A 14,615-nucleotide genomic window follows, 5' to 3' on the forward strand; every position below is an offset into this window, starting at 1 on the left:
CTATGCCCCAATCCGCCCGTATCAGACAAGCTATAGCCTTCATCGAGGAGCATCTGTACGAGGATATTCCGCTTGAGCAGGCTGCGCAGGCCGGGTACACCTCGCTGATGCAGTTATACCGGGACTTCTACACCTGCACCGGCCATTCGGTCAAAGAGTATATCCGCAAGCGCAGGCTCTCGGATGCGCTCGGACTGATCCGCAGCTCGCAGCTTCCCTTAGCTGAGATTGCCTACGCCTGCGGCTACAGCTCCCAGCAGGCCTTATGCAAATCCGTCAAAACCGCAACCCGCCTCACCCCGCTGGCCTATCAAAAAAGTGAAGCCAGCTATTTCTTCCCCAGATTCGACAGCGAAGCCATCCGGCAGGTTACCGTCCTTACCGAGACTCTTCCCAAGACCATACATATGAAATTCTATCATCCCGTTCAGGAAGGCATTGAGCAGCAGGCGCTGGAGGCACTGGACGCCAGGTTACATCATTACCAGGGCAGAATCTTCGGCAGAGACGGACCGCCGCAGGGCGGCTTGTACTGTTATGAGCTTGCGGTTGAGCATGATCCTGCTTGGCTGCACCTGCTGGCAGGCAGTGTGTTTCAAGAGATCGGGACTGTAGCCGGGCGCAGCTTAACTGTTGCCAAGACAGCGGTCAGCAACGTGCAGACCGAGATCAGATTGGCGTGGGACTATCTGTATCTGACGTGGCTGAGGGCCAGCATGTTCGAGCAGGAAGATGAAGATTATTACGAAGAATATATTCGTAAGGGCCGCGAGGTTAGAAGGCTGGTGCTGTATGTGCCAGTACGGAAGCGCGTAGATTATGACCGCATCCTGGTGCGCTGCTGCCCCGGTCTTGAGTATCTGGTGGCGTACCGGGAAGGGGAGAGGGCGGAGGAAGAGGCGGCTTCGGCGGTGGTGGAGTATCTGTCCATCCATCATCCGGAGATAATAAAGAACGCCAGAGAATTCTATGCAGCGCGAAGCGGCGGAGGTTATACTTGCGGCGTCCGGCTGAAGCAGCCACTGGAGCTGCCCGGCGGCAGCGGGCTTGAGGTGTTGCAGGTAGATGCAGGCAGCTATGCGGTGCTGGAAAGCAGCAGATACAGCGATAGCGGCAGATATACGGCTCTGCTGGAGGCCTGGATTGCGCAGAACGGGTGGGGGACGGAGGGGCGGCCTGCTTTTGCCACGTATGAGACAGGAGGGGGAGCGGACCCGGAGGCCATTACCATGAGCGTGTGGATCAGGCTGAAAGATGTTAAGAACGGATAATAAGAGGCGCGTGATTCCCGTTAGACTGGATGTATACAGGAAAGGAGTGAGAGAGTGAATCTGAATAAGCACGCATGGTCACCGCAGGCTTCCGAAGGCTATAGTCCCCGTGTGAAGCCGGTAATCCTGAGAATGGTGGAGGAGCTGAAGCAGGTGGAGATGTTAAGTGAGGTTCATGTAGAGCAGGTTACGGAGCTGTGCAGCATTGTGGACAGGCCGGAAATGAAGGTTGTGGGGATTGCGCTGCCGATATCGTATGAGAGCCGGGGGTATGGCGGATATTATGATTCCGGGCAGGCGGGCGGCACGATTAATGATTACTTTTATACGAAAAAGCTGGCGGCAGAAGGAGAGATCGCACTGCTCTCCAGTCTGATAGAGCACCAAATTAAGGGCCGGGAGATCGTCACGGTGCGCACCGAGGTTCAGGGGGATGGCAACTACAAAGTGATTGTGGGCATGGAGGTAAGCAGCTTCGAGGGGTTGCCTGCGCATTTGCCGGAATATACAGAGACGCTGACCGTACCCGCTTGCCGGTATGCCAAGGTTCTGATCAATGAATCGAAGAGCGCCGGGCGGACCGGCTACGAGGAACGGATGCACGCTGATGAATATTTCGTGGGTGAATTCCGCAAGGATACAAGCTATGTCTATAATCCCGCTGGCCTCAGCTTCAATACATATGACCAGTCCGGTGATATTCTTACCAAATACGAGCCGGTGATTCTGCCGGGGAATACGGCCGAACAATTCAGCTCCCTGCGCTTCAAGCCGGTGACGCTGCCGGAGATGAAGATTGCCTGCAGCATGACGCTGCCGGAGGATGAGGAGTTTGTGATTACCAAATATTTTGGCGTGCAGGATCAGGTATTCGCCACCGGGGCAGCCCGGTATTACCTGCATGACTATTACGGATTCCCGGTGAACAGCGGGGAGGAGGGAAAGGTGAATTCCTGCTTCGGCACCAGAGTCAGCAGCTTCGCTGGCCTTCCTGACTGTGTGGAGAAGATGACTGTGCCTGGGGGCATTTATCTGCATATTACCCAGCTTGAGGTGAACGGCGACAATCCAGGAATCCCGTACGATACCGCATTCAATCATCTGGAGGAGCTGTACCTGAGCGCTCACCCTGAGTATACGCGTGACTGGAGCAGACATGTGATTGCCCGGTTCCGCCAGGCGAACTGCGCCTCTGTCTTCGTACCGCTTACTGCTGAATAACTTGGCCGGGGACCGGCGGGGGGATAATATGATAGTATAGAGGTACATTTATTTTCCCATAAGGGTAGAAAAGAGTGTACGATGAGAATCATTATTTCGCCGGCCAAGAAGATGAAGACTGATACGGATGTCCTGGGATACCGCCAGACTCCGCAATTCTTAAGCGAGTCGCAGAAGCTGCTGGCCTTGCTGCGCAAGCTGAAGTACGAAGAAGCCAAGGCACTATGGCAATGCAACGATGCTATCGCCACGCTAAATATGCAGCGGATCAAGGAGATGGACTTAACCAAGAGCCTGACCCCGGCCATTCTGGCTTATGAGGGTATCCAGTACCAGTACATGGCGCCGGGGATCTTCCAGACACAGGAGCTGGAATATGTGGAGCAGCATTTGCGCATCCTGTCCGGCTTCTACGGGATCGTCCGGCCGTTTGACGGGGTGGTTCCCTATAGGCTGGAGATGCAGGCCAAGCTGGGCGGACCGGGCTTCAGCACACTCTATGAGTTCTGGAACCGCAGGCTGGCCGATCAGCTATTCGCGGAGACCGATACGATTGTGAACCTGGCCTCCAAGGAGTACAGCAAATGCATTGCCCCGTATACCGGGGACAAGGTGCGGATGGTAAGCTGCGTATTCGGGCAGAACATCGGCGGCAAGGTGGTGGAGCGGGCGACGCTGGTCAAGATGGCCAGGGGTGAGATGGTCCGGTTCATGGCCGAGCGGCAGATTACCAACGTGGAGGAGCTTCAGGCGTTCACCGGGTTCGATTTCCGGTATGAAGCGGCCTTGTCGGATGAGCACACCTATGTGTTCGTCCAGGCCAAGCAAGACAAAGAGTAGACTGATAGAGTGAGCAGCATAGAGGGTAATCTTGAGGATGGCAGAAGCGCCGGATTCGGGGTTGCCCTTGTTTGGTTGCGGGCGGAAGCCCGTTTTTGTAAGATTAAGGAATCAGATCAGGCTCAGGAGGAGGACATGCGATGGTTAGACAGAACCCGCTTCACAAAGAGCGCTTACTGAAGGAACTGGATCGATTAGGATATTCCGATAGAATCCGTAGAATAACCGCCTTAGGACGGCAGCACCTGGGGTCTGCGGAGTACTCCCGGCTGCTCATCTCATTGCTGGAAGGCGGAGCCTATGAGGCGCGCCTGGCCCTGATGGGAGCCATCGCTACGCTGGATGCGCCTGTGATTCTGGCGGGGCTGAAGCATCCTATGGCCAGCATCCGCAATACGGCGGCAGGGCTGGCAGCTAAAGTCGCTTCAGTGGAGGAGATCGAACGCGAGCTTCCCGGGCTGTCACAGGATTGCCGCCGCAAGCTGCTGCGTACAGTGGCCCTGATGAACCGCCGGGAATTGGCGGAACATCTGCTCCCGCTGGTTCGGGCCCGGTGGGGCGCGGACGAGGCGGCGATGGTGCTGCAGGCCTGCTCCGAAGCAACCGTCCGCGCACGGCTCGCTGAGTTGGGGTACGCGATTATGGACTGGAAGAAGCTGGCCAGCCGCCATCTGGAGGTAGTCGCGGAGTATGTCACCAGAGAGCTGGAAGCGGCTCCGCTCAGAGCCAAGGATCAGGTCTGGCGGCGCTTCTCCTCGGCGCTGGAGCAGCTGTGCAATCACAAGCCTGACCTGGTGCTGGCCTGTGCGCTGAACCATAGTCCGGCAGATAAGCTGCCGTCTGCGCTGAAGGCCCATCTCGGCATCCTGATGCGCCAGAGACCAGGCGCGGTGTATGAGCTGCTCATCCGGACGGAGACACGCGGTGAGTTGATGAACTTCGGTGTACCGGAGCCTGTGCTCAAGCGGGCGAAGCTCCTCTCGCTGGACCAGTGGAAGCAGCTTGTCAAGCTGCAGGCAGAAGAGCCCGTGCAAGTGGCGCGGCTGCTTGAGCATCTTGCGCCTTCTAAGCGCGGGGAGATTTTTGAGGCGGTGTATGAGGCGGAGAAGCGCCGGGAGCGGGTATTCCCGGAGCGGCTCCTGTATGTTTTGCCCCACGCGCTGCGTGACCGGGAGGCCGCCCGGATGCTGGGCCTGCGTGAGATCAGGGAAAACCGGGAGCGCAGCCTGCGCATCACCGCCGCCCGCTCGATTCATCAGGTCAGAGACCAGCTTGAGGAAGCCACCCGGGTATCCAGTGCAGACGAACGGGCCACAGCGCTGATGCAGCTGATCCGCAGCACGGTGCTGGCCAGACAGGGTATGGATGCCACGCTAACGACCTTAAGCCGTATCCGCAATGATCAGGACCCTGTGCGGGGGGCGGTGTTCAAGGAGCTGTCGGAGAGTCCGGCGTCTGTGTATGAGGCTGCCCATGTTCCGGCGCTTGCTGAACTGGTGGACAGTGTGATCAATGCCAGAGACACCTCCTACGGGACGAGGTATTCTGTTCAGCTATTGGCCTTCTCGATTCTGCGCCATCAGGCGGCGGAGCCTGACGGAGAGCTGTTCAAGTTCGCCCTGAACACGCTCCAGAAGCTCGCGAAGCAGGACGGGCAGCTCTCCCTGCCGTCTTTGGAGAAGAATATGCCGCAGGGCGTGGAAGAGATCATCTTTGAGGGCATCTATTCCTACGCTGCGCAGGCGGGCAAGCGGGAGAATTACAACCTGGTGCTGAGCCTGGCAACGTCTTTTGGCAAAAGAGGGTACGGCATTGCTAAGCTGCAGCAGCTCTTACGGGAAGCGGCCCGGGCCAAAACGGAGGCCACCGCAATCCGGGCCACCCGGCTCTGGCTGGAGCCGCTTAAGACGCGGGATGAACGGGTGAAGGAGCTGCTGGACGCCGATCCATCGTATATTACCATCTACGAGGTGTTCCGGCATCTGCATCTGAAGCGCCAGGAATGGCTGGACCCTTACATTTCAGGGGCTGCCATCAAGGGCAAATTCCTCTCAGGCAAAACAGTCTATCTGGTCCCGGCTGCGGACGGATTCCACCGCTGGCTGCCGCGCCAGCAGCAGGCGTATAGCGCCCTGTTGAGCAAAGTTGCAACTGGCTCCAAATACAGCTTGTTTGAGCGTTCCCGAGCGATTAGAATCATGGCAAGTATGCCGGATTGGCACCCGGAGCGGTTGTATGAGCTGGTGCAGGACCAAGAGGTGGCCGTAGCCGAAGCGGCGCTTCATGCCCTGTCCCTGCTGGAGGAGCCGGAGCAATCCCTGCCGGTGCTGCTGGAGCATCTCGATAGCGACCGGGCCCGTGTGGCGATGTATTCTATCCCAAGATGCATCCGCAGAGTCAGTCCGGGGCTGCTGTCCCTGGTGCTGAAGGAGCTGCTGGGACGCGACAAGCTGAAAATTACGGTGCGGAAGGAAGCCATCCGCCTGCTTGGTGCGTATAGAAATGAGGACAGTCTTCCGCTGCTCCTGAATGAGTTCGCGAAGCCTAACGCGCATAAGGATGTCATCATCGCCATTGGACATGCTGCGAGGGGGCTGCTGGACGATGAACGGAGCTGGGAGCTGCTTGGTGCCATCGCGGCTTCTCCGCAGCACGATATCGCTGTGAGCTTGTTGTCCCAGCACCCGGACGCGCTTCCGGCTGATTACAGACCCCGCTATCTGGACTTAATCATCGCCATTACCCGTCACCCGGATGTCTTCGTCCGCAGACAGGCCTATACAGCAATGAACAGATGGACGAATGGTTATGAAGATGTTGTTGCCGCGGCTGCGGCTCAGGCTATGATGGATCTGGAGGACGGCACCAGCTGGGAATTCGCGATGATAACACTGATTCAAGCCGCCCGGGACGGCAAGGTCAATGCAGTAGTAGCCGGTATATGCCGGCAGCTGGCGGCAACCGCTGTGACGCAGGAATGGAATGCAGCGGCGGACAGAGATCTGCCGCACCGGCAGCGCCTGCAGGCGCTCATCAAGCAGCTGACCGGTCTGCCCATGAGCACAAGAGTACAGCTTACTCCGTTGTACCTGGAGCTAATCGGTATTCTGGCTGCCGATGAGACCCTTCAGAGTCTCGTCCTGAAATTATATATCGCCTTGATTGATTGGAATAACACTGAGGAAGCCGCAGGTTACCTGAAGCGGATGGTTCAGGGCATAACCTCTCAGCCGTTGTTGTTAAGCGAGGTGTACAGCGAAGTGACCGGCACTCTGGAGCAGAGCGCCGGATATTGGACGCCGGAGGCGCTGCTGGAATTGGTAGATGCGCTGCGGACCGGGCCGCATTATGAGGTCCTGTACACCGGACTCCCGCTGCTTGCGGCAGCGGGCCATGCGCTGCACTGGAGTCCGGAAGCCGCTGAACGGCTGCGGTGGTACAGGAATTGCAGCCATCCGGCGGTCCGCACACAGGCACTTAATATATGGACAGCGCAGGAGTCGTCCGGGTTATTCCTGCGGTAACCGCATATGCAGGATAGGCCAGGGCTTACCCTGCTCATCCAGCTCAGACCGGTCGTAGACCTGGAAGCCTAGATGCTCGTAGAATCCGGCGGCTTGGGGATTATCTTCATTCACATCTACAGAATGTACATTCAGGTTGTGTATGGCGTAGTTCACCAGACTGGTACCAATTCCCTGTCCCCGGACGGCCGGGTCTACGAACAGCATCTCAAGCTTCTGCTCCTGAACGCCCATGAAGCCGAGGGGCTGGCCCTCCTGGTCCGTAGCAGCAAGTAAATGGGGGATAGCTGCAAGGCCTTGCAGGACCAGGGGGCGCAAGTCCTCAATATCCTGCGGGGTGAGGAACAGATGGGTAGCCCGCACGGCCTTCTCCCATATGTCCAGCAGTTTACTGGCAACCACCTGATTCCGGTCTGTAATGTTGTGTATCTGGTTCATAGCTTTCTCCTTAATCATTTTTTTAGATTATAGCATTAAGAATAAACAAGAATCGAGTGGAAGCGTATGAAAACGCACCATCGCCTGCTGAAGTTTGGCGGGATTACCCTGATCGGCTCCGGCCTTCTTTTCCTGGCCCAATATCTGTTCCTGAGACCGGTGCCTGCTCCCCCGCTGGAGGATACTGCACTATTATCATGGCTGAGCGAGTGGCGGTTCCAGCTGTCGATGGCAGACGAGGTGCTGTTCTTCGCTGCGGTATTGCTCATTCCCTCTATCGTGGCCTTGTACCGTCTGCTGGTCCAGGTGCATCCGGTGCTGACGGTTTTTGGCTGCGGCCTGTTAGCGGTTAGCATTCCTGTCTATATCGTGCTGGTCATTATTCTGGGCAGGCTGGTCTATCCGGTATATGGAATTGAGCTATCTTCTGAGAGCTATAGGCTGATTATCAGCCTCTATTATGGGGGCGTACATTGTGCCGCACTAGTCATGGGGATCGCTACGATTCTACTGAGCCTGGTGATCCGAATGGGCGGACTCGGACGGATTACGGCATCCTTCGGTGTGCTGGCCGGAATCTTTGATCTGATCGGCTCCTATCCCTGGCTGCTGGGGGACGTGATGATCCTGATCTCCCAGGTGCTGTTCGCGGGCTGGTTCATCATTCTTGGCGTCAATCTGCGGAATATAGCGAAGAAACAGTCACTTTAAGGCCACCAGTAAGGCCACCAGCCCAAAAGTATAATGACGGAGCTCCCGGTTTTTGATACAATAAGCTTAATTAAGTGAAAACATTCACAATTAAAACAACCAGATGATTGCAAATACGGTTGTCATTGTATATTATATTTATAGAGATAATAAAGTACATTTGTAAAAGTCGGAGGAAAAATAATGGCGACACATCGCTTGAACAGTATGGAAGTTAAAAGGATGAACCGGAACGCCATTTACCGATACTTGTATCACCGTGAATCTACCTCCATTCAGGAGATTGCGCAGGCGCTTAATCTAAGCCTTCCAACAGTAACACAGAATCTTAAGGAGCTGCAGGAGAAGGAACTGATCGTAGAGACCGGATTATTCGAGTCTACGGGCGGCCGCAAAGCGAAATCGCTGGCCTGCAACAGCGTGGCGGGATATGCCCTTGGCCTGGATGTTACACGCAACCATGTCGGCATTGTCATGATTGATCTCAGCGGCAAGGTCGTCAGAAACGTCAGGAACCTGTTCCCGTTCGCCAATGAAGAAGCCTACTTCCAGGGAGTCGGCCGGCTGGTGGAGGAATTCACCGAAGAATGCGGGATTGACCGCAGCCGAATCCTCGGGGCCGGTATTGCGCTTCCCGCCATCCTGACCGGCGACCGCCAGTCGGTAAGCTATGCTACCGTCATTGATTTCAAGGGCGGGCATGTCCAGCGCTTCGCTGAATATATCCCGTACCCCTGCATCCTGAGCAATGACGCGAACGCCGCAGGCTTCACCGAGTTATGGGGGGAGCAGGATATGCACAATGTGGTGTACCTCTCGCTCAACAACAGCGTGGGCGGTTCATTTATTGTAGATAACCAGATTTATGCCGGCAAGAATCACCGGGCCGGAGAGTTCGGCCATATGACCGTTGTGCCGGGAGGCCGGACCTGCTACTGCGGGCAGAAGGGCTGCGTCGATGCTTACTGCTCTGCGCGGATTCTCTCGGACAGCACCGGGGGCAGCATAGTGGAATTCTTCCGCCTGCTCGGGGAGGGGCATGAGCCGCAGCGGGTCATCTGGGAGGAATACCGGGACTATCTGGTGGTAGCCATCAACAATCTGCGGATGTTATACGATTGCGACGTTATACTCGGCGGCTATGCAGGCGCTTATATGGAGGACTATCTGGAGAGTCTCCAGGAGCTGGCTGCGGCGAAGAACACCTTTGAGCCGGACGGAAGCTATCTGCGGGTCTGCAAATACAAGCTGGAGGCTACAGCCGTAGGTGCCGCAATGGAACTGGTGACGGATTTTATTGATACTATCTAGCGTTAATATTTCGAGAAGAAGGCTCCTCTGCAAGAGGGACAAGCTGTGTCAGTGCGGCGGTCCCTTCGCAGGGGAGCTTTTTGTGTAAATAGAAGAATTTATATGTTACACACGATAACTTATATTTCTCGCTGAAACGGTACCGTCCTTTAAAAGGCCGGCAAAGCCGTATCCACTTGCTAATTTTCTTTGTGAAAAAAAGAACTTTGAATGCGGTTACATTTGTTTGCTTTTTCGTATTGACTTCAAACAGAATCTGATTATAATCTTATTTAGATCGTTTTATAAAAGTGTTTTATTAATGATGGAGCAGGGGGTTACCGGCATCGCCCGGAAGCTGCAACAGGCTAGGCACATGCTCCAGTAAGGGCCTGGTGGCGGGGAGAATTGACATCAATGGGAGGGAAGGGGAACGGAATGGAACAGAGCATTAAGCTCAGGGTGTCGCAGATTGAGAAGTCCTTTCCGGGGGTTAAGGCGTTAGACAAGATTGACTTCAAGGTGAGAAAAGGCTCGGTGCATGTCCTATGCGGCGAGAACGGGGCGGGCAAGTCGACGCTGATGAAGATCATTAACGGCATTCATCAGCCGGACAGCGGCCAGATCTTCATCGACGAGCAGCCTGTGCGGATCAGCAACCCGATTCAGGCACGCAATCTGGGGATTTCGATGATTTTTCAGGAGCTGAATTATGTGCCGGAGATGACGGTGGAGGAGAACATCTTCCTGGGCAATCTGCCGGTAACGCGGCTGGGGAAGGTGGACTGGAAGCAGGTGAGACAGCGGACAACGGAGCTGCTGCGTGCAGAGAATCTGCCGTACTCGCCGACCACACTGCTCAAGGACCTGACGGTATCTGATATTCAGATGCTGGAAATCATGAAAGCGATTTCGTATAAGGCAGAGATCATTATCATGGATGAGCCGACCTCGGCGATTACCCATGAGGAGGTCGAGAAGCTGTTCGTGAAGATCAGGGAGCTGCAGGCCCGCGGGGTCAGCATCATCTACATCTCGCATAAGTTGGACGAGATTTTTCAGATCGCAGATGAGATTACGGTGTTCCGGGACGGAACGGTGGTGGATAGCCATCCGAAGGAGAAGCTGGATATCGAGACGGTCATCTCCCTGATGGTCGGCCGCAAGCTTACGAACACCTACCCGAAGGAAGAGGTGGAGGCCGGGGAGACACTGCTGAAGGTAGAGAATCTGAGCGGTCCCGGGGGCTACCGGAATGTGAGCTTCCACGTGCGCCGGGGCGAGATGGTCGGCTTCGCCGGACTGATCGGCGCAGGCAGAACCGAGGTGATGCGCTCGCTGTTCGGGCTTGATCCTATCGCCTCCGGGGAGATTTACATAAAGGGACAGAAGGTGAACATCCGCAATGTGGAGCAGAGCATCAGGCACGGTATGGTCATGCTCTCTGAGGACAGACGCCGGTACGGGATTATTCCGATGCGGTCTGTGAAGGAGAATACGACCTTGTCTTCCCTGAAAAGCATCTTCTACCGCTTCCGGCATCACAGCAAGGTCGAGCAGGACATCGTATCGGAGCTGTTCCAGAAGATGCGGGTGAAGACGCCCTCCATGGACACCGTCATCGCTTCCTTAAGCGGGGGCAACCAGCAGAAGGTGCTGCTCGCCAAGTGGATGCTGCTGAACCCGGACATTCTGATTCTGGATGAACCAACGCGGGGCATTGATGTCGGAGCCAAGTTTGAAATCTACAAGCTGATGACCGAGCTGGTCAAGGCGGGCAAGGTGGTCATTATGGTCTCCTCCGAGCTGCCCGAGCTGCTGGGCATGTGCGACCGGATCTATGTGATGAATAAGGGGACCATTACCGGAGAGATCAGCCGGGAGGCGTTCTCCCAGGAGCAGATCATGAAGTATGCCACCGGAACGATTACATCGAATGAGGTGAACTGAAGTGAAAGAGATGAATTGGAGCCAATTCTGGACCACCTTTAAAAAAACATACAGCATCTACCTGGTGCTGCTGGCCTTGTTTATTGTCTGTTCCTTTGCCAACCCGAACTTTCTGTCGGTCAACAACCTGACCAATATCTCCACCCAGCTTGCGGTTACCACCATTCTGGCCTTCGGCCAGACCCTGCTGATCATCAGCGGAATGCTTGATCTGTCGCAAGGCTCAGTGCTGGCGCTGTCCGGAGTGTTCGCCGTATCCGCCTACAAGTCCACCGGCTCCTTCACCGTCGCTATCGCGGTCGGCATTGTGACCGGGGTGGTATGCAATATCGTCAATGCGGTTATGGTCAGCACCTTCAAGACACCGCCGTTCATTGCCACGCTGGCGATGCTGACCATGGCCCGCGGGGTGGCCCTGCTGTTCACGAAGGGGCAGAACATCCTGCAGCTCGGGGACTTCACCGTACTCGGTCAGGGCTCCATCGGGGTAATTCCCATCCCCGTCCTGTTCCTGGTCGCCTTCGCTATCATCACCTGGTATATCCTGCGGCATACCCGGTTCGGCCGCGCGTTGTTTGCGGTCGGCGGCAACGAAGAGGCGGCGACCGCCTCCGGGATCAATGTCTCCCGGGTCAAATACACCGCCTTCATTATTAACGGGATCTTCGTGGGCATCGCCGGAATTCTGTTCATGTCCCGGGTCAACGCCGGGCTGCCTAACGGCGCAATCAACTATGAATTCACCGCGCTCACTGCAGCTATCATCGGGGGAACAAGCTTTTCCGGGGGGATCGGTTCAGCGGGCGGCACCCTGGCCGGGGCCTTCATCGTCGGCTTCCTCGACAACATTATGAACCTGACCAATGTCGATTCGTATATGCAGCAGATTATCCGCGGGGCGATCATTGCGCTGGCGGTCATCTACGACATCCGCTCCAAGAACCGCAGAACGAAGAGCACGCTCGGCAGAATCGAAGATAAGCGCGGCAAGAACGGCAAGAGCAGCGGCCGCCCGGGGGAGCCGGGGCCGGGACTCACGGGCTGACGGCAGCGCACTGACAAGCGGAAGACCAGGCCACCGGATTAAACAGCCCTGCTGTTTAAAATAAAAAAAAGGGGAAATACCATGAAAAAAATATCGTTCACCTTGGTTTCGCTGCTGCTCATTCTGGGGCTGCTCGCCGGCTGTGGCAATAATAAGGCGGATTCGTCTGATTCGGGAGGCGGGGGCAACAGCGGCGGAGAGAAAGTGTATAAGGTCGCCTATATTGCCCGTGCGCAGTCTGACTCTTTTGCCGCCTGGCTGGCTAATGCGGTGAAGGAGGAAGCAAAGAAGTATCCGAACATCAAGCTGGAGGTCTTCGACGGGCAGGCCAGCGACGATAAAGAGAACTCCATGATCGAGAATGCGATCACCAACAAGTTCGACCTGGTCATTGTTCAGCCGAATAACGGCGAGGCGCAGAGACCATATGTGGAGAAGGTCATCAAGGCCGGACTGTTCGCGATCACCACCAATGCCCGGATTACCGGAATTGAAGGCGCCTCCAGCGTGGACGCTGATCCCTACGAGCAGGCCGGGGTGAATGCGCGCGCTGCGATTGACCAGATTCCCCAGAATGCCAAGGTGGTCGTCCTCAACGGCCCTTCCGGCAACTTCCATGCGGATAAGCGCAGAGAGAGCTGGCAGAAGGAATTCTTCGAGAAGCGTCCGGACGTGCAGATTGTCGGCGAGCAGATTGCCAACTGGAACAAGGATGAGGCCATGAAGTATATGGAGGACTGGGTGCAGGCGAATGACAAGATCGATGCTGTCATCTCTATGAACGACAATATGACGGCCGGTGCGATTGAAGCGGTCAAGGATAACCCCAAGTTCAGCGGCATGCTCGCGTATGGCGTAGACGGCACAGCGGAGGCGTTTCAGCTCATCAAGGAGGGCAAGATGACCTCGACTTGTCTGCAGAATGCTTTTGAGCTGGCGGAGAAGCTGCTGGATACAAGCAACAAGCTGCTGACCGGCGCGGAGAAGCAGATCGACACTGACATCGGCAACCCGCTGATCACCAAGGATAACGTGGATGAGTACATCGAATTGCTGGAGAAGGCCGAAGCGCTGAAAGAATAGAGAGAGAATGCGGAATCACTGAACCCAATGTTCCTGAGGAGGAGAAACGGATGAAGAACAGAGCTTTTTATATGACGGATCTGCAAAAAATGCAAATGAGAGACATTGATATGCCCGTAGCCCGGGAGGGCGAGGTCATTGTGAAGCTGGAGTATGTCGGCATCTGCGGCTCGGATGTGCATTACCTGGAGTATGGCCGGATCGGCGATTTCGTGGTGGACGGGGATTTCATTCTCGGGCATGAATGTGCCGGTGAAGTGGTGGAGCTGGGTCCGGGTGTGAAGCATCTGAAGCTTGGTGACCGGGTGGCCCTGGAGCCTGGGGTGACCTGCGGTCAATGTGAATTCTGCAAGAGCGGCAAGTACAACCTCTGCCCGGATGTGCAGTTCCTGGCTACGCCGCCTTACCATGGCTGTCTGATGGATTATATGGCTTTTCCGGAGAACATGGCCTTCAAGCTGCCGGATAATGTGTCTTCCGAGGAGGGCGCGCTGGTGGAGCCGCTGGCGGTGGGGCTTCATGCTGCCGCGCAGGGCGGAATCAAGCTGGGGGACCGTGTGGTGATTCTTGGCGCGGGCTGTATCGGCCTCGTTACCCTGCTGGCCTGCAAGGCTTACGGGGCTACCGAGATTGTGGTCGTCGACATCATTGAGAAGCGGCTGGAAGCGGCAATGAAGCTGGGAGCTACGCGGGTGATTAACGCCAGACAGGAGGATGTGCTGGAGGCGATTGCGGCCTGGACGGATGGTGCGGGTGTGGATAAGGTCATCGAGACGGCAGGCAGCGAGCACACAGTGAAGCAGACCCCCTATCTGGTCAAAAGAGGCGGAACCATCGTTCTGGTCGGCCTGGCTGCCAAGGATATCATCGACTTCGACTTCATGCAGATTATGTTCAAGGAAGCCGACATCAAGTCGGTCTTCCGCTACCGCAACCTGTATCCCGCAGCCATTGGCGCCATCGCAGACGGCAAAATCGACGTCAAAGGCATCGTCACTCACGAGTTCGAATTCGAGGACACGCAGAAGGCGTTCGACTTCGTTATCCACAACAAGGAGGATGTGGTGAAGGCCGTCATTAAGATGGGCTAAGCGGCTGCAGGTGAACGGTGAGTATGTAGCGCTGGATGAATAGTGACAGTAGTGACAGTAGTGACAAGTGAGCTATAGCTGAGCGTTGAGCTGCCCCGTTCCGGGGCGGCTTGTTTGGCATTGGGGGGAACACAAGCTGAAGCAGCAAATT

General features: G+C 56.0%; 11 protein-coding genes. 10 read left to right on the forward strand and 1 reads right to left on the reverse strand.

The features are described from left to right. Positions 1 to 2 precede the first annotated feature (2 nt). The 4 genes from MHI24_RS20355 to MHI24_RS20370 all read left to right on the forward strand — a co-directional run bounded on the left by MHI24_RS20355 (position 3) and on the right by MHI24_RS20370 (position 6,856). Positions 3 to 1,271, forward strand: coding sequence for a helix-turn-helix domain-containing protein (locus tag MHI24_RS20355; RefSeq protein ID WP_340021355.1), 1,269 nt, complete (start codon positions 3 to 5; stop codon positions 1,269 to 1,271). Between the two features lie 54 nt (positions 1,272 to 1,325). Beyond that, a complete protein-coding gene (locus MHI24_RS20360; RefSeq protein ID WP_340021356.1) occupies positions 1,326 to 2,492 on the forward strand; it encodes a GyrI-like domain-containing protein in 1,167 nt (388 codons plus the stop codon). 81 nt (positions 2,493 to 2,573) lie between these two features. Continuing rightward, the gene (yaaA, locus tag MHI24_RS20365) at positions 2,574 to 3,332 is read left to right on the forward strand and encodes a peroxide stress protein YaaA (RefSeq protein ID WP_340021357.1); all 759 of its coding nucleotides are present in this window, start codon (positions 2,574 to 2,576) and stop codon (positions 3,330 to 3,332) included. Positions 3,333 to 3,472: 140 nt separating this feature from the next. After that, a complete protein-coding gene (locus MHI24_RS20370) occupies positions 3,473 to 6,856 on the forward strand; it encodes a HEAT repeat domain-containing protein (protein ID WP_340021358.1) in 3,384 nt (1,127 codons plus the stop codon). Here the strand turns inward: MHI24_RS20370 and MHI24_RS20375 are convergent. Next, the gene (locus tag MHI24_RS20375) at positions 6,842 to 7,294 is read right to left on the reverse strand and encodes an acetyltransferase (RefSeq protein ID WP_340021359.1); all 453 of its coding nucleotides are present in this window, start codon (positions 7,292 to 7,294) and stop codon (positions 6,842 to 6,844) included. The genes MHI24_RS20370 and MHI24_RS20375 overlap by 15 nt on opposite strands. 66 nt (positions 7,295 to 7,360) lie before the next feature. Between MHI24_RS20375 and MHI24_RS20380 the strand changes: the two genes are divergently transcribed. The 6 genes from MHI24_RS20380 (at position 7,361) to MHI24_RS20405 (ending at position 14,464) form a co-directional block, all read left to right on the forward strand. Next, a complete protein-coding gene (locus tag MHI24_RS20380) occupies positions 7,361 to 8,005 on the forward strand; it encodes a hypothetical protein (RefSeq protein ID WP_340021360.1) in 645 nt (214 codons plus the stop codon). 183 nt (positions 8,006 to 8,188) lie between these two features. After that, positions 8,189 to 9,316, forward strand: coding sequence for an ROK family transcriptional regulator (locus MHI24_RS20385; RefSeq protein ID WP_340021361.1), 1,128 nt, complete (start codon positions 8,189 to 8,191; stop codon positions 9,314 to 9,316). A gap of 417 nt (positions 9,317 to 9,733) precedes the next feature. Continuing rightward, entirely contained in the window at positions 9,734 to 11,245 is a 1,512-nt protein-coding gene (locus MHI24_RS20390) for a sugar ABC transporter ATP-binding protein (protein WP_340021362.1), read from the forward strand. Positions 11,246 to 11,255: 10 nt separating this feature from the next. Next, the gene (locus MHI24_RS20395; protein WP_340026739.1) at positions 11,256 to 12,290 is read left to right on the forward strand and encodes an ABC transporter permease; all 1,035 of its coding nucleotides are present in this window, start codon (positions 11,256 to 11,258) and stop codon (positions 12,288 to 12,290) included. 81 nt (positions 12,291 to 12,371) lie between these two features. Further along, positions 12,372 to 13,373, forward strand: a complete 1,002-nt coding sequence (locus MHI24_RS20400) for a sugar ABC transporter substrate-binding protein (protein WP_340021363.1) — start codon at positions 12,372 to 12,374, stop codon at positions 13,371 to 13,373. A 50-nt stretch (positions 13,374 to 13,423) separates the two neighbouring features. After that, positions 13,424 to 14,464 (forward strand): NAD(P)-dependent alcohol dehydrogenase, encoded by a 1,041-nt coding sequence (locus MHI24_RS20405; RefSeq protein ID WP_340021364.1) that lies wholly within the window; start codon positions 13,424 to 13,426, stop codon positions 14,462 to 14,464. Positions 14,465 to 14,615 lie beyond the last annotated feature (151 nt).

The sequence above is a fragment of the Paenibacillus sp. FSL K6-1096 genome, from assembly GCF_037977055.1.
In the GTDB taxonomy this organism is placed as follows: Bacteria; Bacillota; Bacilli; order Paenibacillales; family Paenibacillaceae; genus Paenibacillus_AQ.

Bases quoted from the DNA above. Each gene is read 5' to 3' on its own strand.
- MHI24_RS20355 (WP_340021355.1), top strand. From the start codon at position 3: ATGCCCCAATCCGCCCGTATCAGACAAGCTATAGCCTTCATCGAGGAG.
- yaaA (WP_340021357.1), top strand. From the start codon at position 2,574: ATGAGAATCATTATTTCGCCGGCCAAGAAGATGAAGACTGATACGGAT.
- MHI24_RS20370 (WP_340021358.1), top strand. From the start codon at position 3,473: ATGGTTAGACAGAACCCGCTTCACAAAGAGCGCTTACTGAAGGAACTG.
- MHI24_RS20375 (WP_340021359.1), bottom strand. From the start codon at position 7,294: ATGAACCAGATACACAACATTACAGACCGGAATCAGGTGGTTGCCAGT.
- MHI24_RS20380 (WP_340021360.1), top strand. From the start codon at position 7,361: ATGAAAACGCACCATCGCCTGCTGAAGTTTGGCGGGATTACCCTGATC.
- MHI24_RS20385 (WP_340021361.1), top strand. From the start codon at position 8,189: ATGGCGACACATCGCTTGAACAGTATGGAAGTTAAAAGGATGAACCGG.
- MHI24_RS20390 (WP_340021362.1), top strand. From the start codon at position 9,734: ATGGAACAGAGCATTAAGCTCAGGGTGTCGCAGATTGAGAAGTCCTTT.
- MHI24_RS20395 (WP_340026739.1), top strand. From the start codon at position 11,256: ATGAATTGGAGCCAATTCTGGACCACCTTTAAAAAAACATACAGCATC.
- MHI24_RS20400 (WP_340021363.1), top strand. From the start codon at position 12,372: ATGAAAAAAATATCGTTCACCTTGGTTTCGCTGCTGCTCATTCTGGGG.
- MHI24_RS20405 (WP_340021364.1), top strand. From the start codon at position 13,424: ATGAAGAACAGAGCTTTTTATATGACGGATCTGCAAAAAATGCAAATG.